General features: G+C 37.6%; 23 protein-coding genes. 9 read left to right on the top strand and 14 right to left on the bottom strand.

Going from position 1 to position 24,806, the window contains the following annotated elements; genetic code table 11:
* Position 1 precedes the first annotated feature (1 nt).
* Positions 2 to 928 carry an aromatic amino acid DMT transporter YddG gene (gene yddG, locus AC07WY_RS01485; RefSeq protein WP_262086089.1) on the top strand — a complete coding sequence of 309 codons (927 nt, stop codon included), beginning with the start codon at positions 2 to 4 and terminating at the stop codon, positions 926 to 928.
* Between the two features lie 175 nt (positions 929 to 1,103).
* On the opposite strand, the gene AC07WY_RS01480 is transcribed toward yddG, so the two are convergent.
* From AC07WY_RS01480 to AC07WY_RS01470, 3 genes are read right to left on the bottom strand one after another with little or no spacing between them, the layout of a single operon-like run.
* Positions 1,104 to 2,504 (bottom strand): aminotransferase, encoded by a 1,401-nt coding sequence (locus tag AC07WY_RS01480; protein WP_494735556.1) that lies wholly within the window; start codon positions 2,502 to 2,504, stop codon positions 1,104 to 1,106.
* Between the two features lie 28 nt (positions 2,505 to 2,532).
* The gene (locus AC07WY_RS01475; protein ID WP_494735555.1) at positions 2,533 to 3,936 is read right to left on the bottom strand and encodes an APC family permease; all 1,404 of its coding nucleotides are present in this window, start codon (positions 3,934 to 3,936) and stop codon (positions 2,533 to 2,535) included.
* Positions 3,937 to 3,987: 51 nt separating this feature from the next.
* Positions 3,988 to 5,277 (bottom strand): flavin-containing monooxygenase, encoded by a 1,290-nt coding sequence (locus AC07WY_RS01470; protein ID WP_494735554.1) that lies wholly within the window; start codon positions 5,275 to 5,277, stop codon positions 3,988 to 3,990.
* Between the two features lie 405 nt (positions 5,278 to 5,682).
* Between AC07WY_RS01470 and AC07WY_RS01465 the strand changes: the two genes are divergently transcribed.
* The 5 genes from AC07WY_RS01465 to AC07WY_RS01445 all read left to right on the top strand — a co-directional run bounded on the left by AC07WY_RS01465 (position 5,683) and on the right by AC07WY_RS01445 (position 10,729).
* Positions 5,683 to 6,096, top strand: coding sequence for a RidA family protein (locus AC07WY_RS01465; protein WP_419336485.1), 414 nt, complete (start codon positions 5,683 to 5,685; stop codon positions 6,094 to 6,096).
* A gap of 24 nt (positions 6,097 to 6,120) precedes the next feature.
* Positions 6,121 to 6,792: a DUF1028 domain-containing protein gene (locus AC07WY_RS01460; protein WP_494735553.1), complete on the top strand. Its 672-nt coding sequence runs from the start codon at positions 6,121 to 6,123 to the stop codon at positions 6,790 to 6,792.
* Between the two features lie 35 nt (positions 6,793 to 6,827).
* The gene (locus AC07WY_RS01455) at positions 6,828 to 7,814 is read left to right on the top strand and encodes a LysR family transcriptional regulator (RefSeq protein ID WP_494735552.1); all 987 of its coding nucleotides are present in this window, start codon (positions 6,828 to 6,830) and stop codon (positions 7,812 to 7,814) included.
* Complete coding sequence (gene argE / locus AC07WY_RS01450) at positions 7,807 to 8,949, top strand: acetylornithine deacetylase (RefSeq protein WP_494735551.1); 1,143 nt, start codon at positions 7,807 to 7,809, stop codon at positions 8,947 to 8,949. Before AC07WY_RS01455 ends, argE begins: the two co-directional genes overlap by 8 nt.
* A gap of 298 nt (positions 8,950 to 9,247) precedes the next feature.
* Positions 9,248 to 10,729 (top strand): aldehyde dehydrogenase, encoded by a 1,482-nt coding sequence (locus AC07WY_RS01445; protein WP_494735550.1) that lies wholly within the window; start codon positions 9,248 to 9,250, stop codon positions 10,727 to 10,729.
* Between the two features lie 63 nt (positions 10,730 to 10,792).
* Here AC07WY_RS01445 and AC07WY_RS01440 read toward each other — a convergent pair whose 3' ends face one another.
* Complete coding sequence (locus AC07WY_RS01440) at positions 10,793 to 11,848, bottom strand: Rieske 2Fe-2S domain-containing protein (protein WP_494735549.1); 1,056 nt, start codon at positions 11,846 to 11,848, stop codon at positions 10,793 to 10,795.
* 294 nt (positions 11,849 to 12,142) lie between these two features.
* On the opposite strand from AC07WY_RS01440, the gene AC07WY_RS01435 reads away from it, so the two are divergent.
* Positions 12,143 to 13,075: a LysR family transcriptional regulator gene (locus AC07WY_RS01435; protein ID WP_494735548.1), complete on the top strand. Its 933-nt coding sequence runs from the start codon at positions 12,143 to 12,145 to the stop codon at positions 13,073 to 13,075.
* A gap of 194 nt (positions 13,076 to 13,269) precedes the next feature.
* Here the strand turns inward: AC07WY_RS01435 and hpxO are convergent, their stop codons facing one another.
* Positions 13,270 to 14,427: an FAD-dependent urate hydroxylase HpxO gene (gene hpxO / locus AC07WY_RS01430; RefSeq protein ID WP_494735547.1), complete on the bottom strand. Its 1,158-nt coding sequence runs from the start codon at positions 14,425 to 14,427 to the stop codon at positions 13,270 to 13,272.
* Positions 14,428 to 14,640: 213 nt separating this feature from the next.
* Here hpxO and alc point away from each other — a divergent pair, with 213 nt between their 5' ends.
* Together alc and AC07WY_RS01420 are read left to right on the top strand one after the other, a co-directional pair.
* Entirely contained in the window at positions 14,641 to 15,648 is a 1,008-nt protein-coding gene (alc, locus tag AC07WY_RS01425; RefSeq protein ID WP_151957778.1) for an allantoicase, read from the top strand.
* Positions 15,649 to 15,652: 4 nt separating this feature from the next.
* Positions 15,653 to 16,147, top strand: coding sequence for an ureidoglycolate lyase (locus tag AC07WY_RS01420; protein WP_494735546.1), 495 nt, complete (start codon positions 15,653 to 15,655; stop codon positions 16,145 to 16,147).
* A gap of 206 nt (positions 16,148 to 16,353) precedes the next feature.
* On the opposite strand, the gene AC07WY_RS01415 is transcribed toward AC07WY_RS01420, so the two are convergent.
* From AC07WY_RS01415 to ureC, 9 genes are all read right to left on the bottom strand, one after another.
* Positions 16,354 to 17,076 (bottom strand): outer membrane protein OmpK, encoded by a 723-nt coding sequence (locus tag AC07WY_RS01415; RefSeq protein WP_105712585.1) that lies wholly within the window; start codon positions 17,074 to 17,076, stop codon positions 16,354 to 16,356.
* 159 nt (positions 17,077 to 17,235) lie between these two features.
* Entirely contained in the window at positions 17,236 to 17,556 is a 321-nt protein-coding gene (gene uraH, locus AC07WY_RS01410) for a hydroxyisourate hydrolase (RefSeq protein WP_494735545.1), read from the bottom strand.
* A gap of 33 nt (positions 17,557 to 17,589) precedes the next feature.
* Entirely contained in the window at positions 17,590 to 18,111 is a 522-nt protein-coding gene (gene uraD, locus AC07WY_RS01405) for a 2-oxo-4-hydroxy-4-carboxy-5-ureidoimidazoline decarboxylase (RefSeq protein WP_494735544.1), read from the bottom strand.
* A gap of 129 nt (positions 18,112 to 18,240) precedes the next feature.
* Positions 18,241 to 19,206: an allantoinase PuuE gene (gene puuE, locus AC07WY_RS01400; RefSeq protein WP_494735543.1), complete on the bottom strand. Its 966-nt coding sequence runs from the start codon at positions 19,204 to 19,206 to the stop codon at positions 18,241 to 18,243.
* 80 nt (positions 19,207 to 19,286) lie between these two features.
* A complete protein-coding gene (locus tag AC07WY_RS01395; protein ID WP_494735542.1) occupies positions 19,287 to 20,345 on the bottom strand; it encodes a hypothetical protein in 1,059 nt (352 codons plus the stop codon).
* A gap of 15 nt (positions 20,346 to 20,360) precedes the next feature.
* Positions 20,361 to 20,942 (bottom strand): histidine phosphatase family protein, encoded by a 582-nt coding sequence (locus AC07WY_RS01390; protein ID WP_004720306.1) that lies wholly within the window; start codon positions 20,940 to 20,942, stop codon positions 20,361 to 20,363.
* A gap of 108 nt (positions 20,943 to 21,050) precedes the next feature.
* Positions 21,051 to 22,085 carry a hypothetical protein gene (locus AC07WY_RS01385; RefSeq protein ID WP_262086109.1) on the bottom strand — a complete coding sequence of 345 codons (1,035 nt, stop codon included), beginning with the start codon at positions 22,083 to 22,085 and terminating at the stop codon, positions 21,051 to 21,053.
* 208 nt (positions 22,086 to 22,293) lie between these two features.
* Positions 22,294 to 22,908, bottom strand: coding sequence for a lysozyme (locus AC07WY_RS01380; RefSeq protein WP_262086110.1), 615 nt, complete (start codon positions 22,906 to 22,908; stop codon positions 22,294 to 22,296).
* Between the two features lie 193 nt (positions 22,909 to 23,101).
* Entirely contained in the window at positions 23,102 to 24,802 is a 1,701-nt protein-coding gene (ureC, locus tag AC07WY_RS01375; RefSeq protein ID WP_494735541.1) for an urease subunit alpha, read from the bottom strand.
* Between the last annotated feature and the right edge of the window lie 4 nt (positions 24,803 to 24,806).

Genomic DNA, 24,806 nt, shown 5'->3' with positions numbered 1-24,806 from the left:
TATGTCAAAAAATCTCGCAACCCTGATTGGTTTAAGTGCCATTTTACAATGGTCTTCTATTGTCGGTTTATTGAAAAAAATTAGTTTTAGTTTGGGCGCTGAATTGGCTGTGCTGCTGATGTATACACTGAGCACGTGTATTTTATTAATATTTTTTAAAATCCCAAATTTAAAATTGATTTCAAAAAAATATCTGATTTTTTCTACCTTATTGTTTGTTATTTATGAATTATGTTTTTCTTATGCCATTGCACTGGCACAAACCGCCCAACAAGCCATAGAAGTTAGTCTGGTCAATTACCTGTGGCCGGGCTTAACTGTGGCGATGCTGATTCTCTTTAAAGAAATTAAATTTAATGTCTTTGTTATTGTCGGTTTAGCCATCAGCTTAAGTGGAATTATTTTGATTCAAACTGGGCAAGGTGCTTTAACATGGTCCAATATTTTATCCAATATTCTCGAAAATCCAATCAGTTATATTTTGGCATTTGTAGGGGCAACGCTGTGGTCCTTATATTGTGTCATTACAAAAAAATATAGTGATGGGCATAATCCAATTTCATTTTTCTTTGTGGCGATCAGTATAGTGCTGTGGACTAAATACTTGTGGTCACATGGATTAAGTTTAAATGCAATTCCAGAAGTTGAACTTACAACAATTGGATTATTAGGTATTGTTTCAGTGGTGATGGCCTTGGGCTATGCCGCTTGGAATATTGGCATTATCAAAGGCAATATTACGATTTTGGTGACTTTATCTTATTTTAGTCCAGTCATCTCAACTTTGATTTCAATGTTTATCTTACAAACCAATCTACCAACAGAGTTTTGGTATGGTGTGATCTTGGTGACTTCAGGCTCTTTGCTGTGTTGGATTTCGACAAATTGGCAACAATTAAAAGACAAACTATTCAGTGTGTTAAATTAAATGCTTGCCGGTTAGCAAGCATTTTAAATAAATACCATCCAAGCAATCATTCAACAGCTTAAGCTACATTTAATCCAGATGGAATGATCAACTCAGTAAATGGCCCCGCTACTTTAGATTCAATTTAGGGGGGCCATAAATCGCTTAACTTGTTTGCCTAGAGTTATCTGCAAGTTTAAATAGACAAATAACCTTCACGTTTAAGATCCGCTGTCGTACTCAGAATCGCTTTACGTAATGTGGTCACGATAAAGTCTACATGTTGTTTATTTAAAATTAAGGGTGGCGACATGATATTCATATGACCAACTGGACGAATAATTAACCCATCTTTCTGGCAATAATCGGCAATTCGAGAACCTACATTGACTGAACTTGGGAAAAGTTCCTTGGTTTGCTTATTGGCTAAGTTTTCAATACACATCATAAATTTCTTACCACGAACCTCTCCGACAATGTCTAAGTCAACCAATGTGTGCAATTGATCTTCAAAATATTGACCTACATCATTGACATGTTGCAGTAAATTTTCACGTTCGATAATTTCAATATTTTTTAATGCCGCTGCACAAGAAACAGGATGACCTGAATAGGTAAATCCATGGGTAAATAACGCACCATCCGCCTGAGGCTTACCAATCACTTTTGCAATATCATCAGATATAATCGTTGCACCTAAGGGTAAGTAGCCTGAAGATAAGCCTTTGGCACAAGTAATAATATCTGGAACGATATCAAACTCGGATTCCGAAGCAAAAAAGTGCCCTAAGCGCCCAAACGCAGTCACAACTTCATCGGACACGTATAAAACCCCATATTTATGACACACATCAAGGGCTTTTTTATGATAGCCCGGTGGAGGTACAATAACACCGCCAGCACCCATGATCGGTTCTGCAAAAAATGCAGCGACATTTTCTGGACCCAATTCCAAAATTTTATTTTCTAACTCTTGTACCTTTTCATTGCAGAACGCTTCTAAGCTTTGACCTTCCGCTCTACGGTATGGATTTGGGCATGAAATCTGGTGGACCAATTCACGATCAATATCAAAACCGATATGGTCAAACTCAACACCAGTTAATGACATACTGATATAGGTACTGCCATGGTAGCCATCTTTACGCGAGATTAATTTTTTCTTGCTTGGTTGACCGAGTTGATTGAAATAAAAGTGAATGACCCGTACCGCGGTATCATTGGCAACTGAGCCACCACAGCCAAACAGTACATGATTCAAATTTCCAGGCGCCAATTCAGCCAGTTTTGCAGATAATTTTGCAGCGGGTATCGAAGTATGGTGACCAAATGCAGAATAATAAGGAATTTGCATAATCTGTTCTGAAATGGCATCGGCAATTTCTTGACGCCCATAACCCACATTGACGCACCATAAACCACCAATACCATCCAGATATTTATTGCCTTCAGCATCAAAAACATAACACCCTTCACCGTGTGCAAGAATCATGGCACCTTCATCTTTAAAGGTTGCAAAGTCAGTCCATGGATGAATATGGTGATCTTTATCTTTTTTCCAAACTTCTGTAATTTCTGTTGTTGATAACTGCTTCATAAGATAACTCCTTGTTAAAATTCTGCTTTTATTTGGTCAAACTTTCGATGGATTCTGGTTGAAAAAGTTGTCTTTTCATCACCAATTTGATCCAAAGAATACTGATGATTGTGGTAAAACCAATCACGATTCCGACCCAAGTAAATATTTTGACTCTCAAATCTGGGGTAGGGACAGCATAGAAAATCGTAAGTACCATCCCGATAATGCCAATGATTTGCAGGAATGGATAAAATGGTGCTTTATAAGGTCTTGCCATCTGTGGGTAGCGTTTACGCAATACAATCACGTTGATATGTGCAATCACATAGGCGATCAACCAAGAGATACATGCTGCTGTTAACAGAACCTTTATCACTTCAGTTTCACTCTGTGATAACAGCATTGGTATCATGATGATGACAGCAACAAATAGAACGCCCACCCAAGGCACATTATTCTTCTGATTGACTCGGGAAAAAATTGATAACACTTGTTTATTGCTTGCCATGCCCTGCAACATACGCGGCAAGGCAGCTAAAGTCGCATTTAAGGTACTTAAGGTGGCAAATAAAGCACCAATCGCAATAAAGAGTAAGCCTGTCGGACCAAATACCGCCGTTGCATATTCAATATGCGGGGTCAAAGAATTAACCAAGTGCTCTTGGGGTAAGAAATACAGTGCACCCACGCCATATAAAGAAATGGTGATAAAAATCGTGGTTAAACCGATATACATCGATCTTGGAATATTTTTACTGGGATTTTTGGATTCTTCGATCATCGGAACAACAAACTCTACCCCGACAAATCCCCAAAAAGCCAACGCAACCAGTACCACAGTATTTGTATCAAAAGTAATTGTATAATCAACCACTTGTGCATGCGGATAAACCCAACCGCTGATCGCAAATATACCGAGCAAAAGTAATAAAACCACCATGACAAAAGCTACGGTATTTTGAACTTTGGAGAAGATATCAATTTTCAGCAGATTTAAACCCACTGAAATAAATAAAATCAAAAAGCCAATGCCAAAATAGGGAACATCCAGTTTAAATATTTTTTTGATTACATCATCGATTAAAATCAGTTCCGCTGAAACAGCAAACATCGCCACTAAAATATAACCACAAAACACCGAAAGCATTGCGGGTAAATGCCCTGTTGCGACTAGACTATAATCACTGATACTGCCACTTTTAGGGATTAATAATGCCAACTCTGCAAAAGAGGTCGCATAGCTCAGCGCTAAAAAGAATCCGATAATCAGCGGAATAAAGAAACTTATTCCGCTTAAGCCAAATCCTTGCAAAATAATCACCATCACACCTTGTGATAGCACTAAACCTACTGCAATGGCGATCAAGTTAAACAAAGTTAACTTTTTTGCATTCACCTGTTTTGCCTGATCGATTAAACGACTTCCTTGCTTATTGTTTTTTCCTGTCATGTGCTCCTCCCTCCTAGAGTGGGCATTAAACCTTGAAATTTAAAACTTATTTCATGCAGTTTTTTCTTCTTTATTGATTAAATTTCTTTGAGTTTTATCTTGATATTTTAAATACTGACGTTGAATATCAATATGGCCTGCCACGCGTTTTGCATCATGCCAAACACCCCAAATAAAGCTTGAACCACGCCCAGATAAATAAGGCAAACCAATAAAATAAATACCGGGTTCTGTTGAGACGCCAAGCTTATGGTTGGGCCGCCCATTTGCATCAAAAGCATTGACTTCTAACCAACTATGATCAAAACCAAAGCCAGAGGCCCAAATAATTGAAGTGATTCCTGCTTTGGCTAAATTAAGCTCTAAAATAGGCTGTTGTATGCATTCAGCATCATCTAAAATAATCCGAGCTTCAGGCTCCTCAGGTAAATCTATACCTGTACGCTGAACATAGGCATCAGCAGCATCTAAAAATTCAAAATAAGCTTTGTCACCGTCGGCCAATGACTGTTGCAAATCATTCTGAAAACAAACGCGCTCAGCTTCAAATTGCATCGTCATCCCCAGTAAAGTGATGCCTTGTTGTGCGAGACGTCTAAAATCAATGGAATGCCCACCATGAGCACCACTTACAGCCAAACCTTTCAACGGCCCTGTATCGGTTTTAACGCTATCCCAGCCGCCCAACACTCCGAGCCACCAAACATTATCGCGTTGACGATAAACACGTGGTGGACGTTCATGCGCTCCCACAGACAAATAGACTTTTTTACCAGCACGATTTAATTCATCTGCGATTTGAATACCTGAAGAACCAGAACCCACCACTAAAACAGCACCCTCGGGGATTTGTTGTGGATTTTTATATTGATCTGAATGGATTTGGTATAAATCCGTTTGCTGAGGCGCAATCGAAGGAATAATGGCTTTTTGGAAAGGCCCTGTCGCTACAACAACACGTTGTGCTGTTAAAGTGCCTTTTGAGGTTTCAACAATAAAACCCGCAGCTTGCGCATTTGCTTGGACCTTTTTAACTTCAACATTGCTATAAATCGGTGCATTAAAGCGCTTGGCATATTTTTCAAAGTATTCAGCAACTTGGTCATGATGTACAAAACTATCTGGATCAAGATCAAATTCCATATTGGGAAAGCGATCGTGCCAACAAGGTCCATTCGCTACCAAAGAATCCCAACGGCGTGTACGCCAAGCTTCTGCAATACGATTTTTTTCTAATACTACATGTGGAATTTTAAGCTCTGTCAGGTGCTCACTCATCGCGACTCCAGCTTGACCAGCACCAACCACAACGGTATCTATTTCTAATTTATCTAGACTCATCTTTTTTCCCTTGTCAGATCGAGGAACGTCCTTGCAACAACAACTCTATTGCTGAATAGACATTTACCAACTACAGCCAATCACATGTGTTTGGCTGTATGTGTTTGCTGCAGATTTCTTGTTCAAAAAATGAATAATTCAAACTGCACAAAACATGATTTAAGAAAAATATAGGCAGCCCAGCAGCAAAGCGAAAATAGAATATCCAAAACAAGTGCATCAAAAAATCTGAAGCTACATAATAAGCACATGAAATTAATGGAAAAAATATAAAAACTATAATTCTGTTTAAAATTTTTTTTATTACTACGGAAAAAGTAAATTACTAGAAAGGAAAACACAAATTGTGAGCGCTCACGAAGTAAGCATACTAGAGAAACATCATAATTAACTGAGGATTGAGCTGTGAAACATACCCGTATTCGAACATTTAATACCAAGAAAACTTATCCAGAGCAGAATTTAGACAATGACCTATGCCAAGCTGTGGTTGCACGTGGGCGAACAGTTTTTCTTCGTGGTCAAATTGGACAAAATCTGGATACATCGGAAAGTGTTGCGATAGGTGATGTCAAGGGTCAGACCGAACAGGCGATGTACAACATTGACATGCTACTCAAAGAAGCTGGGGGAGAATTGGCTGATATTTGTAAAATTACCATATATATCGTTGATCCACGTTTCCGTGAGGATGTTTATCGCGTTGTCGGTAAATGGCTTAAAGGCGTTTACCCTGTCTCAACAGGCATTGTTGTTTCCGCCTTGGCGCGTCCAGAATGGCTTGTCGAAGTTGATGCAATCGCCGTTATTTCAGACTAAAAACAACCAAGATATGAGGGAAATATGACATTTTCAATTATTGCGAGATGTAGTGAAACTGGACAGTTCGGTGCAGCAATTAGTTCATCCTCTCCAGCCGTTGCATCAAGATGTATACGTGCCAAAGCTGGGATTGGTGTTGCAGCAAGCCAAAATATAACTGATCCTCAATTGGCCAGCATTTTACTTGAAATGACCAAATATAATATATCGCCTAAAAATGCGATTACAGAATTAACTAAAAATACCGATTTTATTGAATACCGCCAATTAACTTTACTTGATGCGGTGAATGAGCCTTTTGCCTATAGTGGGAAAAATAGCTTAGGGATTTATACACAACATATAGGGAAACATGCTGTATGTGCGGGTAATTTACTTGCAAATGAGAATGTTACTCATGTTATGCTCAAACACTTCGAACAAAGTAAAGGCGCTTTAGCTGAGCGTTTACTTTATGCATTAGACGCAGGAAAACAGGCTGGTGGAGAAGCAGGAGCAGTACATTCTGCTGGTCTTTTGGTTGTTGACAAATTGGAATGGCCGATTGTTGACTTACGCGTGGACTGGTCAGATCAACCCATTTCCGACCTTATCGCACTATGGCAGATATATGAACCGCAAATTGATGATTATGTTTTAAGAGCTTTAAACCCGATCAATGCTCGCAGCTATGGTGTTCCAGGAAATGAATAAATTTTTCGAGGGTATACAATGGAGGTGTATCCAAAGTGTTAAATCGAATTTCTTTAAGACAAATGGAATACTTTGTTGCAACGGCTGAATGTGGCAGCATCATTATTGCTTCGGAGAAGATACATGTATCCTCTCCGTCTATTTCTGCCGCAATCGCACATATTGAATCAGAATTACAAACCCAATTATTTATTCGCCAACATGCCAAAGGCTTAATCCTCAACACTGTTGGTAAAAGTGTGATGTTGGAATGTAAGAAGATCTTAAACCAAGCTTCAAGTTTATATTCTCTTGCTGCAGAATTTTCTGGTTCCATACGTGGGCCGTTAAAAGTAGGCTGCTTCCCTGCTTTTACCCCGATGATCTATGCCGATATCATCAATGGATTTTCCAATTTATATAAGCAAGTTTCTTTAGACCTCTACGAAGATGATCAACAAGCACTTCTAAACGCGCTTATACGTAATGATATTGATCTTGCTTTAACTTACGATCTCAATATTGATGAAAATATTATTCATTTTGAAGCTTTAACGAAATTGCCACCCCATGTATTGGTCAGTGAGGAGCACCCTTTAGCAATATTGCCTGTTGTAAGTTTAGAAGAACTTTCACAGTACCCGATGATTCTTTTAGACATGCCCTATAGTAATGAGTATTTCTTATCATTATTTAGAGCTCAAAATCTTACGCCCAATGTTGTGCGTTCTTCAAAAAATATCGATGTCGTTCGTTCAATGGTTGCCAATAATATTGGCTATACGATTTTGAATGTTCGCCCGAAAAACACCTATAGCCTTGATGGTAAACGTCTGGTACGTATTCGTATTGCGCATGAACATCGCCCGATGTATATCGGCATTGCTACACCGAAAAATGTACCCAAAAATATTGTTGTCGAAGCGTTCATTAGTCGTTGTAAAAGCTTTATCTCTGATCACTTTATTTCGGGCATGAGTTCGCCGCATTTCTACGATCCCTATAAAAAAGCCCAAACACAAAAGGATTCCTCAGATGTCTAATCTGTCAAGTATTGAATTACTTAAAAAACTTGTTGCATTTGATACGACGTCCTACAAAAGTAATTTAGAACTGATCATGTTCGTCAAAAACTTACTTGAACCTGCGGGAATCAGTATCACTTTAAATTTTAATCCAGAACAGACCAAAGCCAACTTATTGGCAAGTATTGGTCCTAAAGATCAAGCTGGTATATTGCTCTCTGGACATACCGATGTGGTTCCAGTTGAAGGACAAGCGTGGAGCACCGAACCTTTCCACGCTGTAATCAAAGACGATAAAATTTATGGGCGTGGTACAGCTGATATGAAAGGCTTTATCGCCTGCGCGATACAGGCCATGTTAAAAGCAGCACAAATGCCAGAATTGGCTAAACCATTGCACCTTTGCCTTTCCTATGATGAGGAAATTGGCTGTATTGGTATACGCGGAATTCTTGGCCTACTCTCTGAATTAATTATTCAACCAGAGCTTTGTGTGATTGGTGAACCTACCAGTATGAATATTGCCACAGGCCATAAAGGCAAAGCAGTATTTAAAGCAATTTGTCGTGGACAAGAAGGTCACTCCGCTTTAGCCCCGTTATATGTCAATGCGATTTATTGTGCTCAAAATGTTGTTGAGGCAATTACCACCACACAAAAACAGATTGCAGAAGGTCCAATTGTCGATATGGGCTACGATGTGCCTTATACCACTGTACATGTCGGGAAGATACAAGGTGGTAAAGCTTTAAATATCGTTCCCAATGAATGTGTTTTAGATTATGAGATTCGTAATGTTGCAGAACAAAATACGGATTCAGTTCAAGCGAAAATTTTTGAATATATCGAGCAAAGCCCTTATGCAAAATTTGTCAGTTTTCAAGAAATCAACCAATACCCTGGACTAAATACCTCAACCACTATTCAAGCGGTCAAATTTTTACAAAACCTCCTTGATCCAGCAACTGCATTACTGAAGATTTCATTTGGTACGGAGGGTGGATTATTTCATCAACAGTTAAATTCTGCGGTTCTCGTTTGTGGCCCCGGTTCTATTCAAGTTGCGCATAAACCTGATGAATATATTGAAATCTCACAGATGCAACAATGTGATGCATTTTTTGAACGCCTGCTCAGTCATATTAAGCGCTAAGATGCGACTATTGATTTAAAAAGTTAGTTTAAAAAAATAAGCAATACCTTACAGATCTTTCATAAATAAAAAATGATCATGTGTAGTGAATCATATTGGTATTGTGAAAGTTCCTTCTCCCGCTGGGAGAAGTCTAGGATGAGGGCGCTTTTAAGATGATTTATGCTTTTAAAAAGGACTGGTGAAAGAAGTCTATTTGTTTTTTCTAAACCCAAGGCTTGTATAAAACAAATTCACAAAATTGGCGAAAAATAATACGGTTAAACCTACTCTATCGCTAAAATTTTAAGGAAGATGAATGAAACTAAAACAGGATTGGCTAGAACATCGTGTGCAGATAACACTGCCAAGTTATGCCTTTATAGCCGGACAATTTTTCAACACCACGCAGACCTATAAAGTATCAAATCCAGCCACTGCTGAGTTTTTAGTCAATATGTCAGCATGTGATGCCAATGACGTTGAACAAGCAGTCCAACATGCGAGAAAGACCTTTAACAGTGGTGTCTGGTCTCGGTTAGTGCCACGTGAACGTAAGCAAATACTCAAAAAGCTTGCTGAACTTATTCGTGAAAATGCTGAAGAGCTTGCCTTACTTGAAACCCTCAATGTAGGTAAACCGATTCAGGATTCACTGCATGTTGATATTCCAGGTGCAGCATCTTGCTTTGAATGGTATGCAGAAAGTATTGATAAAATTTATGATGAAATTGCCCCTACAAGTGTAGACCAACTGGCGATGGTCAGTCGTGAACCCATAGGCGTTGTCGCTGCTGTGGTCCCGTGGAACTTTCCGCTTGATTTGGCAAGTTGGAAACTTGCACCTGCCTTAGCGACAGGAAATTGTGTTGTATTAAAACCCGCAGAACAATCACCCTTTACTGCATTAAAACTCGCTGAACTCGCAAAACAAGCTGGGATTCCAGATGGTGTATTACAAGTAGTTACTGGCTTAGGACATATCACAGGTCAAGCACTTGGACGCCATCCAGATGTTGATTGTTTAGTCTTTACAGGATCGACTGAAACGGCAAAAAAGTTTTTGGCTTATTCTGCTGAATCGAATATGAAACCTGTTTGGCCAGAAACAGGTGGGAAAAGTGCCAATATAATTTTTGCTGATGCTGATTTAGATAAAGCGGTCGATAAGGCTATTTTTGGTGCATTTTATAATCAAGGTGAAGTGTGCTCGGCAAATTCACGGATTTTATTAGAAAAAAGCATTTCACAACAATTTATAGAGAAATTTATAGCCAAAGCCAAAACACTTAAGATTGGAGATCCTCTAGATCCCAATACCACGATGGGCTGTTTAATTGATCGTCAACATGCAGATAATGTCAGAGCTGCTATTGATCAAGCCAAGGCTCAAGGTGCGCAATCTCATATTATTCCGTTTGATTTAGATGCTGCTTTAGATCCAGCCACCTATGTGGCACCAACCATTTTAACGGGTGTCAATCCTGATTTTAAAATCTTTCATGACGAAGTTTTTGGTCCTGTGGTTTCAATCACAACTTTTGAAACCCAAGAAGAAGCAATTGAACTTGCCAATCACTCCATTTATGGATTAGCTGCCTCAATTTGGACCCAAGATATTCAGAAAGCAATTCTTCTGTCTAAACAACTTTTAGTTGGCACCGTTTCTATCAATACAGTAGATGCTTTAGATGTCAGTACTCCATTTGGAGGATATAAACAGTCAGGTTATGGCCGTGATTTATCTTTACATGCGATTGATAAATTTACACAGTTAAAAACCACATGGATTCAATTGTAAATCCAAAAGAGCACTGAATCCGTCAAAAGAAAGATTGAGTGCTCCTGATGCTATAAGGAAAATTTATACAATATAGCGTTTGCTTAGCCCCCATTCTGCCAATATTCGACGATAAGTTGTAGATGAACGATCTGCTTCAAAATGTGCTTCCATTGTAATATCTAATGGAAGCTCTTCTGGTTTTTGACTCTCTACCATGTCCTGATCTTCTGCAAAAATTTGCGCATTAAAATCGTAAACTGCCTGCAAGTCACCTGTGGTATCAAAATTACGGGTCAGTGGTACAAATAAGCGGGTTTTGTTATGTGATACAGGACAGCAGGCATTTAAAATTTTCAACACACCCTCACGTGGAAATTCAACCTTTAATACTGCTGAAAATGGTGGGTAAACATCAAAAATTCGTTTCCATAAAAAATCCTCTGGTGCCAGATGCTGTAAGCCATGTGGGTAATTGCTCACATTACTGACATATTCAGTATGTAAACCATAGTCTGTACGCTCAGTGGTGTATTTGGGTACAACAGGATTTTCAGCATCAGCAAAAGACTGCTGATGTACCCAAGCAAAATGTGCGACATCAATAAAGCCTTCCAATTGCCGCCCGCTTGAGCCTGCAATGTCTACAAATGGTGGCAGTACAGGCTGATGCTCAGGATCATCCCAAGTGTCTAATATTGGAAAGTTTGCATAGCTTTCATCACGACTAAATAAACTTGTCCAAACCAAACCATATTTTAACACTACAGGAAATTTGGTGAGACTAAAGCGCTCTGAAATATTTGTCAGGTCTGGTTGTGCTGGAATTTTTGTACATTGACCTGCTGTGTTGTAATGCAATCCGTGATAGGGACAGACAATCTCTTCACCTTGCACCCAACCTTTGCTGAGTGGTACACCACGGTGCGGACAAATATCACGCACCAACTGAATCGCACCACTTGCAGTTTGATAAAGCGCCATTTTCACATCGAGGAGTTGTACTTGCTGTGGGTCTGTTGTGACATCTTGCTCACGTGCGACAGGATACCAATGCTGAGCAAGTATTTCCCAGTCTTTAGGCTCAAAACCACTACATTGTGGTTGACTAAATAAGTTCAGAACTGGAATTGCATTCATACGAAACTCACAGAATATATATTTAATGTCATGATCTTATGCTGTGATTTCAGCATAACGCTCAGCTAAAATCATGGCTGAGTTTTAAATTACGAATTTTGTCTAATTCTGTCTATTAGAATGTTTTGCTTATCTCGTTCTAAAAAATAGAACACCTATCTGAAAATTATTTAAAAAAAACTCATCATTGGCATAAAAATCGCTTAGTGATCTGTGATTTTAGCGAGTTTTAAATTTCCTTGATTTTCATTGCTTAGGAATAAGTCCGTGAAATATAAATAATGGACAGCCCATATGCCTGTGAATACAACTTTTTCACGATTTTCAGATTATTTTATTGCCGTTGCCAAGACAGGCAGCTTAAGAAAAGCAGCAGATCAACTCTATATTTCCGTATCAGCGGTACATCGTCAAATCGCACTCGCTGAGGAAGAGTTTGGCATTGATCTGTTTGAACGTTTACCCAGTGGATTAAAACTGACGCTTGCTGGAGAGTTACTCTATGCGGATTTGATTAAGTGGCAAAAAGAATTTCAATTAACCCGTAATCGTTTTGATGAAATCCAAGGGCTTTCTCGGGGAACAATTGGCTGCGGATTGATTTCTGCACTTAGTGATGGCTTCGTTTTAGATTCAATTCAATATATGTATGACAACTACCCTTGGATTAATTTTAATTTTCATATCCAAGACAGTGAAACTGTGTCAAATATGATTATGGATGCTGAAATTGACTTTGGAATTTTATTAAACCCGAAAGGCCATCATCAATTAGAGGTTTTATCTTTTGTCGAAATCCCAATCGGTTTTGTTTTACCTAAAGATCACCCTTTAACAAAAAATGAGAAAGTTTATTTGTCAGATAGTGTCAACGATAAACACTTAATTCCTGGCGCTCCTTTAATTATTCATGATTATGTGCAGACCTTGTATAAGCACCATAAATTTAGCCCACAGCAGCACTTAGATTGTAATGACATTCGAATGATTATGTCATTAATTCAAAAGAATTTAGGCATTGGTTTATTGTCATTTATTGATGCATATCCATATTTAGAGCGTGACGAGCTGGTTTTTAAGCCGATTCGAGAAAAGGGTTTATATCCATTAACACTGGCTTTATGTGTTGCGCCCAAACGACAACTTTCACGCGTATCGCAAATTATGATTAAGCATCTTATTGAACAAATCGAAGCATTTAAGCTCAAGCTGATCCCTTATCAATAATCAGGTTTGGGTATGTTGTAATACAAATCATTGATTTAAAGAAATGAACAACAGCCCCTTAAGCAACAAAGCAAAGACGTGTAGCTGAGTGATGACTAACAATAACTCCCTAAACATATATGAATCAAAAGCATTAGATTTCCGATGCTGAATTTAGATTCAGTAATTTAAATTCAGCATCGACCTAGCAACATTTAATCTAAAGGATTTCCGATAATATTGCTGATAATGCCACGCATAATATGTGGGCCTTGTTCTTGACGTAAGTCTTGATACCACGCTTCGGTCACGGCCTCATCTTTCATATGGGTCACATCACAGCGCTTACGTGCACGTAATACCAGCTCATTGGCACGCTCATTACGTTTATTTTGATAACGTTTTAAGGCATCCTCTAAGCCTAATGTATTGATTTGCAAAGCGCGTGCTAAGTAAATTGCATCTTCCATGGCTTGGCAACCGCCTTGACCAATATCAGGCGTAGTACTGTGAGCTGCATCCCCCATAATCACCACCCGCCCTTTATAAAACTGGGTAAAAGGTTCAATATCATGAATTTCTACTCGATTGGTTTTTTGCTCATCAATCGCTTCAATTAAGTTTTGAACGGGCTGGCACCAGTCCTTAAAATATTGTTTAAAGAGTGTTTTATATTGGGCTTTACTGTTTTCTAAACCTACAGGCAATGGCACATCAAAAAAGAAGTAAAACCGTTGCTCTGCCACTGGCATAAGCGAAACACGTTTTCCCTCTCCAACAAAGGTGGTCCATTGATCTGCTTGGGCAAATTTATCTGAAATTTCGACTAAGCCATTCCAATTAACATAACCTGCATAACGACGTTCAACCTGTTCACCCAGTACATATTGGCGCGTCAGCGAATGTGTTCCATCAGCACCAATTAACAATGCTGTGGTGACTTCACTGCCATCTGAAAACTGAACTTTTATGTGTTGATCTACTTGTTCTAGTGCAACCATTTTTTTCCCAAGATGAATATCCTCACGGCCAAATTCATCCATCAACATGTTTTGTAAATCTGCACGGGAAACTGGATAAGGCCGTTGCCCAACCTCTTCAATCAAAGGCATTAAACTAAACTGAGTCATGTGCTCACCAGTTAAGCCATCGATATAGGCTAAATGATCCATTTGACCACCAAGTTTAGCAACTTGATCCGTTAAGCCTAAATAGTTTAAACACTTAACACCATTTGACCATAAAGAAATAGCAGCACCTACAGCTAGAATTTGTTCAGTTTGTTCATAGATGGTGACCGTATGTCCGAATTTTTTTAGTGCAATACCTGCGGTTAATCCCCCCATACCTGCACCGATAATAGTAATCTCCATCTATTTCTCCTCTGTCTGTTTCTTTAACACTTATGACTAAAATGCTAAAAACGTGCCATTTATATAAAAATCACAACATTCCTTAAGCAAAGTTGGCATAGGCTATGCATGATGAGGACGCTAAGATATTGTTTTTATGAGTGCTTATTGAACTTTAAGTGCTGATATCAATCAATAAAATGATATGAATCGTAATATGAATGGTAAATAAATATGGCAACTTTACTTGCACCAAGTTTTGAGCTTCCTGCACATTTGCAACAATACAGCAATTTGGCAGATCCCCGAATTGGTACAAAAGTACTTGAATGTTCAGATGATTTTTTTGCAGAAGCACAACGAATGTTGCAATTTAATCCACCCATTTTTGTAGAAGATAAATTTGATGATCACGGCAAATGGATGGATGGATGGGAAACCCGCCGTAAACGCCATGCAGGCTATGACTGGGCAATTGTTAAATTAGGTGTTGCTGGAAAAATTACAGCATTTGATATTGATACCACTTTTTTTACGGGGAATTACCCTGCTTCTGCTTCAATTGAAGCCTGTTATGCACCAAATGGGGACTTAAGCAATGCACTATGGCAGCCCATTCTAGATAATTCTGTTCTTGGCCCCAGCCAACATCATATTTTTGACATTAAAAATTCAGCAGTCTTTACCCATGTACGCTTAAATATTTTTCCTGATGGTGGTATTGCACGATTTCGCGTCTATGGTGAAGTGCAAATACAGATTCAAGATCGCCAACGTACATTAGATTTACTGGCACTTGAAAATGGTGGACGCGTGATTGCCTATAGTGATGCCCATTTTGGTCATCCTCGTAATTTGATCAATCCGAATCGTGGGATCAATATGGGGGATGGTTGGGAAACCAAACGCCGCCGTGCACCTGGATTTGACTGGTGTATTTTGGCACTCGGTCAAAGTGGTGTAATTGAAAAAATTGAAATCGATACCGCACATTTTAAAGGTAATTTCCCCGCTCAAGTATCGATTCAGGCGATATATATTGAAAATGCCACTGATCCACAATTGATTCCGCAAAGTATGTTTTGGCCATTTCTACTCAATGCTCAGGATATGCAAATGGACCATATTCATGATTATGTAGCAGACATTTTAAAACATGAAAAAATTTCACATATTCGTGTCAATATGATTCCAGACGGTGGCATTAGCCGTATCCGATTATGGGGTAAAATTGCAGAGTGATTTTATGAAATACATCCAAATTCAGCCATTAACTGCTGAAGCTTTTGCAGCATTTGGTGAGGTCATAGCCTGTGCTGGCAATGACTTTTTCCATATCAATGGCGCGCATACGGAACGCTATCATGCTTTATCCTTGGCTCAAGCGGCTAATGCTGAAGTCGGATTAAGTATTTTCCGTAATATTCAAAAAACCCAAGTGCCTTGTGAAATTCAAATGCTTGAACGCCATCCTATCGGTTCACAGGCATTTATCCCGATGCAAGGTCAATCCTTCTTGGTTGTTGTTGCAGCGGCTTTAGATCAGGATCAACCTGATCTTGATCATATTTATGCCTTTATAAGCAATGGCCAACAGGCTGTAAACTATCGTGCAGGCACTTGGCATCATCCGTTATTGACGCTTGAAGCACCCAGCGACTTTGCTGTAATCGATCGGATTGGTGAGGGTCACAATTGCGATGTTTTTCACTTTAATGAAAATATTATCCTGACCTTATAATCACCATTTCATAACAGCAAATAAAAAATGCATGGATCAAAACATTCACACTAAAAGTGCTGAAGAGTGTTGAGATAAGACTTCACCCTATGTTGTTAAAAAAAAACAGCACAACATTATTCTGTGTTGCGCTGGTTTGGAAAATTTATCTTAAGCTTATCTCAATCCTATCATGCATTTAAAAACATGATCAGATAAAGATCATTTTAAAAATGATATTTAATTAAGGCACTGACATTATTTTCATCTTTACCTGAAATTCCATATTTATTATTCCAAACGGAATATTCAACACCTAAATACAATTTCGTATCTGGTGAAATATGTTTACCCGCATTCCATTTCCACTGGGTGGTCCAGTTTAACTCACTGGCATGATCATCTTCAGCCGTTGACCAATCCAGAAAACCATCAACAAGAAAATCTTCTGATGCAATTTTGAAAGGCACACCAAAAACAAAAGTCAGCTGATAATCATCATTTGTGTTCTTGTAATTGTCTGCTTTATAAAAGTTTAATTGTGCATATTGGAAATATGGAATCGCTAAATCTACCCCGATCCCATACAGATAATTATTAAATCCTTCACCGCCTTCCCATGTTGTGGCAATAAGAACGTCTTTGATTGGCCCTGCTTCCAACTTATGCCCTGAAATCGCGCCTAAGCTCAATCGTGGTGAAACTTCAAAATAGGTTTCATTGCCTGAAACATCATTATTGGTACGATCCGCAAATGCAAAGAAGTCCCCATATTTTAATTTGGCTGCATATTCAAAAGTAATGGTCGATTGGTCATCTTCCCGAGCAATTAATTCATAATTTTTTCCATATAATCCAGTAATGCTAAAGTCTTGCCAAATAGGCGCAGCATGAGTACTAAAAGCGGTGCAAACGAAAGTTGAAAGCGCAGCAAATTGTGTTAATTTCATTGTATAAATTCCCCATCAGAAATAGCGGTAAACACCTGCGTGAATAAGCAAAAACAAAGCCAATTTTTTACACTTGGTCAAAATTTCATAAAAAAGCCCAAATCAATGGGCCTTAAAATCATGAAAAAAACGAGTTCTATAAATCTAGTTCTATAAAAGCTAGCTTCCACGATACGTGGAATAAGCAAAAGGGCTAATTAATAGAGGAATATGATAATGTTGTGCAATATCAAGGACTGAAAAATGAATCACAACTCTTGGGAAAAACGTTGCTAAGGCTAAACGGTCAAAATATTCAGCTGTATAAAAAACCAAACTATAATCCCCTGTTTTAATGCCACTTAAATTAAAATCTGCTACCCGCCCATCTTCATTGGTCCTTGATTCTGCAACAATATTGTCTTGGCTATCCAATAATTTTATCAGAACATTTACGGCAGGCTTGCCAAGATGCGTGTCTAAGATATGGGTACTGATCATGTTATTTCCTTTCTAAACATTATTTTAATGCAATCAATCATTTAAGCTTTCATTTTTATTCAGTTCTTGATTGAGTCTTAACATTGCAATTTCACCAAGTTGTTGTTTAACAATACGCTGTTCTGTTTCAGGATCATTTAATAAACGATATTTCAGTGCTTGTAGAATTTCAGTCTGATCTAAGCCCATAGCACGAATTAAAAAAATATGACCAAATTTCTTTTCATAAGCAATATTGCCTTGCAATAAAGCATGTTGTGTTTCAGTGCTCTGTTTTATTGCTGATTGCTCTTGATGAGAAAATTCTTGCTCTTTTTCACTCAGCATAGCCTGAGCCTTTTTTTCACCGATCCGTGGGTGTGTCGCTAATGCATTTGCAATTTCTAACCATGTCCAAGTTGAGGCTTGTGCTTTTGCAAAATCCATTAATGCTTGAGTGTTGACAAATGGACGTTGTGACAAAATTTCATCTGACCAACGTTGAATGTGCACACAATGCTTGAGCAAGGTTGTAAGCTCTTCTGATGATGCTTGATTAAATTCTTCTATTTTCACGAATAATACCTATGCTTGATTTCGCTAAAATTTTCAAACACTTTTATATAAACTTTGCTGTGCGCTTTACTGCATTCAATTAAAAATAAAGTGCTTACCTTATTAAAAGCCACATCCTAATACCTACAATTATGCGGCAGGATGGTGTTTAAACCAATGTTCAGCGATATCGCCACGACGACAGATCCAGACTTTTTCATGTGCCTGTATATAATCTAAAAAACGCTGTAATGCTTTAAAACGACCGGGACGTCCCAAAATACGACAATGCATTCCAATCGATAGCATTTTCGGCTCAGTTTCACCTTCTGCATAAAGTACATCAAAGGCATCTTTTAAATATTGGTAAAATTGCTCGCCACTGTTAAAACCAGTAGGCGCGCAGAACTTCATATCATTACTTTCTAAAGTATATGGAATGATCAGGTGCGGGCGGCTTTGGCCTTGTAAATTGGTTAAACTTGTCCAAAATGGCAAATCATCACCATAGTAATCGCAGTCATATTTGATCTGTGGAAATTCAGCCAATAATTTACGCGTATTTGGGCTATCTCGCCCTGTATACCAACCCATTGGTGTACTGCCAAATAAGGTTTCTAGAATACTGATTGCTTGATCAATATGCTGACGTTCCGTTTCAATATCTATATTTTGGTAATTTAGCCAACGCTGTCCGTGTGAAACCACATCATAATGGGCTTGTTGAATGGCTTCCACAATATATGGATTACGTGCCAGCGCCATGCCTACTCCAAATATAGTCATGGGTAAGTTACGCTTTTTAAACTCATGATGAATACGCCAAAATCCTGCACGAGCGCCATATTCATACATCGAATCCATCGACATATGCTTGTCGGGAAAACTTGCTGCTCCCACAATATCAGATAAAAACTGCTCAGAACTGGCATCACCATGTTCGATATGGTTTTCAGCACCTTCTTCATAGTTAAGAACAAACTGTACAGCTATTTTGGCTTGATTGGGCCATGCTACTTTAGGTACTTGACCGTGATAGCCAATGAGATCTCGTGAATAGGGAGTATTTTGGATTTGGTCTATTAAGTCTTGCCCACGTAAATAAGTTTTACTCACTCAAACCGCCTTTAAACTTTTCAATCACCATTTTTTAGTGTGAATGATCAAGCAGTTTTTATGCCAATCTCACTCATGTTTTAGTCAACGGGTTGGAAAGTTAACTGCATGTGATGACTTTTCCCATTGAAAATATAGTGGTGTTTTCCAATTTGAAAACTTTGATTAAGTTGAAGAGCACTTTCCTGCTGAGTACGTACAATCATCGTATTACTTTCATTCGATTCTTTTAACAAGAATTGATAAATTTTATCCGTCATCTCTGCATCTAATAATTTATGCTGGATTCTATTTTGTAGATATTGATCTAAACGTTTTGTATAAAGTTCTATAAGTTTTTTATCACCAGAACTAAAAATGCGATCAAAATTATTTAAAGAAGCCACCTCTTTATTTACTGAGCTTAATCCTGTGGTTTTAATTGCACTCACTTCAAATTGATCAGTGCGTTCAAAAACCAGATTCAGACTTTCGAGATTGTCTGAAAAATTTGCATCTTGTTGTGAATATTGTTCATAGATATCACGAAAAATTTTTTGATATTCATAGGATATAGATGCGTAATCATAAAGATTAAAGTATTGCGTCTTACTTACATCAGCTAAGTATTCAGCACATTTTTTCCCACATTGTTGTTTTTGTTGTTGACTGATTGCATTGGTCACTAAGTACTGTATATAAAATTGATACGCATCATCTAGATATTGAATCTTATGTGTCCATTTATATTTCACCAAACTTGCATCACCTGCTGCAAGGTAGGTTTCATATCTCAGGATTTTTCTCTCTTTTGGTAAATCTTTCTCCCATAAGTCACGATATTGATTCAAAATTTTAACGCCCGATATGGTGAAATCAGATGCAGCTAAAGCACAGTTTTTATCTTCTAAATAACCCAAAAAATCTGAAACAAAAATAACATCCATCGAATACACATCTATTTTTTCAGAATTTGAGCGATTTAAAAATTTATGCAACATGTTAAGAGGCATATAGCTTTCAAGCCCCTTACATTCTGTTTCAAGAGGTTGCGCAAATTGAGTTAAATCTGACTTTAAAGCCACAATATCTGCATATGTAGATACAGGTATAAACATAAAAACCGTCAATAGAGCAATTTTTCTTATTATAAAATTCATGCTGTTATTCTCATTTTATTTAAAAATAAAAAACTCTGTATTGTCTAATTGATGATTTAACAATGCATAACGAAAATCACGCATTAATTGCGATGATAATTCTCGCTTTTGCTCTACCAGCATTTTCAATAACTGTAAAAACTGACCATGACTAAATACCAGTAAATGATCATGTTGATAGTGTGCTTTTAACGAATCCAAGTGCGAAATAAAGTCCGTAACGCGTTGATAAAAATTGGCAAAAGATTCAGCACCTTCACTTGTCACTAGGTTCACATCTGCTTGGTTCCAATAATCATCGACCCAAGGTTTTCGTTCCTCTAAAGTGGTATTTTTACATCGCGTATCGGATAAGTAAGAAAACTCCTGAATATCCAAAACTTGAGGGGTAATCTGATCTCGTAATAAAATTGGTTCAGCTGTTAGACGTGTACGGAGGAATGGAGAGATAAAAATCTGCTTTGCTGGTGGTAAAACATCAACAAGTTTTTGCGCCTGTTTATGTCCATATTCGGTTAAGGGAATACTTGCATGTGACTCAGTTTTACCGTTTACATTACCTAAACTTTGCGCATGACGGATTAAATAAATACTCATAAGATTCTCTTACCTCACCTTTATTTTAAAAATAATCAATAATTTTTAGTCAATCAATTTATAACTCATATTTTAATCATCATTTTTGAAGATTAATCATCCAGAATTTTAGTTAGAAAAATTTATCGGCTCCATAATTAGTTTTAACTTATTGTCTGAAACTATAAAACTATAAATGTGCTGACCTAATTGATAACTTGTTACACTTTTGCTTTTAGTCTCATGTGTACCTAGATATTCAACCTTTGTGTACAAGTATCTGCTTTCTTTGCTTAAAATCTCATATATATTTTCTATCATGCGATCATCAAGAATATTGTTTTCAATACGATATTTTATATAAGCATCTAGTTTTGCATAGAAAATATTTTTAATGTTTCGATCATCAATTTTAAAAATGAATTTAAAGTTTTCAATTGATGCAATTTCGAAGGGGAAAGAATTTAAACCTGTTTTTTTTATATATTTGATTTCAAAATCATTAGTTAAATCAGATATTTCTTGAAGTTGTGTGATCTGCTGTTCTGTTTTTTTAAAATTTTTATAATGATGTTGAAATAGATCATGATATGCCATTAAAATACCTACATAATGAAGAGGAAGATAAAATCCATGATCTTCTTTTAGATATACATAATCTTTACATAACTCTCCACATCGGCTTTTCTCATTTTTTGAAATAATATTTCTATTTAAATAAATATTAAAATTTTCTTGAGCTTGTTGTAATTTTTGGTTATCCATCGTCCAAGAATACTCAATTAAATTAGCATAACCTGCTTGCCTATAAACTTCATTATCCAACATTCTCTCTATATGATATTTATCTTTAAAATATTTTTCTTTAATTGAAATACCATTAGCTGAAAATTTACTTGCTGCCAAAGCACAATTTTTATCTTTTATAAAAAGTAAAAAATCTGAATTAAATATAAACATAAGATCATATACATGAATATCACTTCCTTTTGAGTCATTTAAGAAGTTATTCAAATTTTTTATTGGTCTATAATCATCTTCATTTTTACATGCTATTAATAAATCTTGGCTTATTAAATTTAATTCAGACCGCACATCAGCATACGCAAATTTATTCATCCCTATAAAAGCAATAAAAATTGCTATTTTTAATACTCTAATCATCAAATTGGCCCTTATATTTTTCTCTTTTTTGATATTTTAAAAATCCTCTTCATTTTCAAAAGGCTTTTTTCATCAGCTCTTTTTTAAATCATAAATCAACATAAAAGCCCCCTCATCCTAGCCTTCTCCCCCAAGGGAGAAGGAACCTTCTATAGCTATATGATTCACTCCAGATGATCATTTTTTAATTTAGCAAAGAGGTTTAAAATTATGAGTTAAATAAGAGTTTCTCTACTGCTCTTCGGTTTACTAAACCTTGTACTGTTTTGCCACCTGCTTTGATCCAAACATCAAATTGATGACTGGCAGCGTGATAATCAGAGGCATTCAATAATTTTAATAAGGTTGAGTTTTTAAAAGCACCAATCCCAATGTTATAGCTCAATGAAACCAACGCATCAAACTGATTTTGATTTAACGGCACATTTACAGCAGCAGTTACTGCTTGCTCAAAACGTCTAAGGTCATATTGCATATAGTTTTTTGCTTGTTCAATGGTACAAGTATCACCATACTGAACAGCTTTTCCATGCGGGTAAATCGTCGTTCCATAACCGATAGTACAAACCCCGACACCATCATCATAAGCTTTAAGCTCTAATCCCTCAAAACCACAAATCAAATCCACGCCTTGAGGACTTACCTGAGTAATTTGATCTTGTGCAAAGCCAATGACATTCGTATCAGAATCAATAGCGACACCGATATTTGAATTGGAATAATCAGCCCTATGTTTATTCAATTCGCGCTGCTGTTGATTCAATGGTTTTGAAAACAACGTAGAAAATAACTTGGAAAAAAATTTAGACCAAAATTGCGTCATCAATAAAACTCAAAAAAAAAGAAAAAGGTTATATCGCTGTACCTATACCACCCAATATTAAACATAGCTTTTTGAATAAATAAAGTTGTCTTTGGTTGCATTGGGTATAGATCTATTGATTTTAAATAGAAAAACTCCGCTCTTATCATAAGAAAGGAGTTTTATCTTCTTGTTGCTGTTGATATATATAAAATTAAAACAAGAAATAACGCTGTGCCATTGGTAATACTTCAGCAGCTTCACAAGTTAGATGTACACCATCTGCACGAACTTCATAGGTTTCAGGATGCACATCCATCACAGGACAATAGCTATTATGCTTCATGTCTTGTTTAGTGATGTTTCTGGTATTTTTACAAGGTGAAATTAACTTCTTTAATTGTAATTTTTCAGCAACACCAAGTTCAATTGCGGCCTGTGACAAGAAAGTAATACAGGTATTATGCACGCCTCTTGGATACGCCCCAAACATTGGACGGTAATGTACCGGCTGTGGTGTTGGAATTGAGGCATTAATATCCCCCATTGGCGCTGCCGCAATCATGCCACCTTTAATGATCATTGATGGCTTTACCCCAAAAAACGCGGGTTTCCACAACACCAAATCAGCAAGTTTCCCTTCTTCTATAGAACCAATTTCGTGGCTTAAACCATGAGTAATGGCGGGATTTATTGTATATTTTGCAATATAACGCTTTACCCGATTATTATCATGGTACTGATTATCACCTTCTAATGGCCCACGTTGCACTTTCATTTTATGCGCCGTTTGCCAAGTGCGTAAAATCACCTCACCCACACGCCCCATGGCTTGAGAATCAGAAGACATCATTGAAATTGCGCCGAGATCTTGCAAAATATCTTCTGCTGCAATCGTTTCGCGACGAATACGACTCTCAGCAAATGCGACATCTTCAGCTATCGCTGGATCTAAATGGTGGCAGACCATGAGCATGTCTAAGTGTTCATCAATGGTATTGATGGTATAGGGGCGGGTTGGATTGGTTGAAGATGGTAAAACATTTGCTTGACCAATGGCTTTTAAAATATCAGGTGCATGACCACCACCCGCACCCTCAGTATGATAAGTGTGAATAGTACGATTTTTAAATGCCCCCAGTGTTTCTTCAAGAAAACCACTTTCATTTAAAGTATCGGTATGAATCGCCACTTGTACATCATATTCATCTGCTACAGTTAGACAATTATCAATTGCAGCAGGGGTAGAACCCCAATCTTCATGCAATTTCAGCCCCACCACACCTGCTTTAATCTGCTCCGCAATCGGTTCAGGTTGGCTCAAATTACCTTTACCCAATAAGCCAATATTCATAGGCAAATCATCAATGGCTTGCAGTATGGTTGAAATATGCCATGGCCCCGGTGTTACTGTTGTTGCCGATGTTCCTGCAGCAGGACCAGTACCACCACCAATCATGGTCGTTGTCCCCGACATTAACGCTGTTTCAACTTGTTGGGGGCAAATCCAGTGAATATGGGTATCTATTCCACCTGCTGTAAGTATTTGCCCTTCTCCGGCAATCACTTCGGTTGCCGCACCCAGTGGAATGGTAATATTTGGTTGAATATCCGGATTGCCAGCTTTACCTATTTTCCAAATTCGCCCATTTTTTAATCCCACATCGGCTTTAATAATCCCCCACCAATCGACAATCAATGCATTGGTAATCACCGTATCTGCAACGTCTGCTGCAAGTAATTGAGATTGTCCCATCCCATCGCGAATAACTTTACCACCACCAAATTTAACTTCTTCACCATAGGTGGTGAGGTCTTGTTCAACTTCTATAAAAAGTTCGGTATCTGCTAAACGTACTCGATCCCCAACGGTAGGACCAAACATTTCAGCATAAGCTCGACGTGACATTTTCATTTTG

This window comes from Acinetobacter sp. GW821-FHT01C12 (assembly GCF_059422625.1).
The sequence above is the reverse complement of the archived record's forward strand: the minus strand, read 5'-3'. Positions and strand labels throughout refer to the sequence as shown.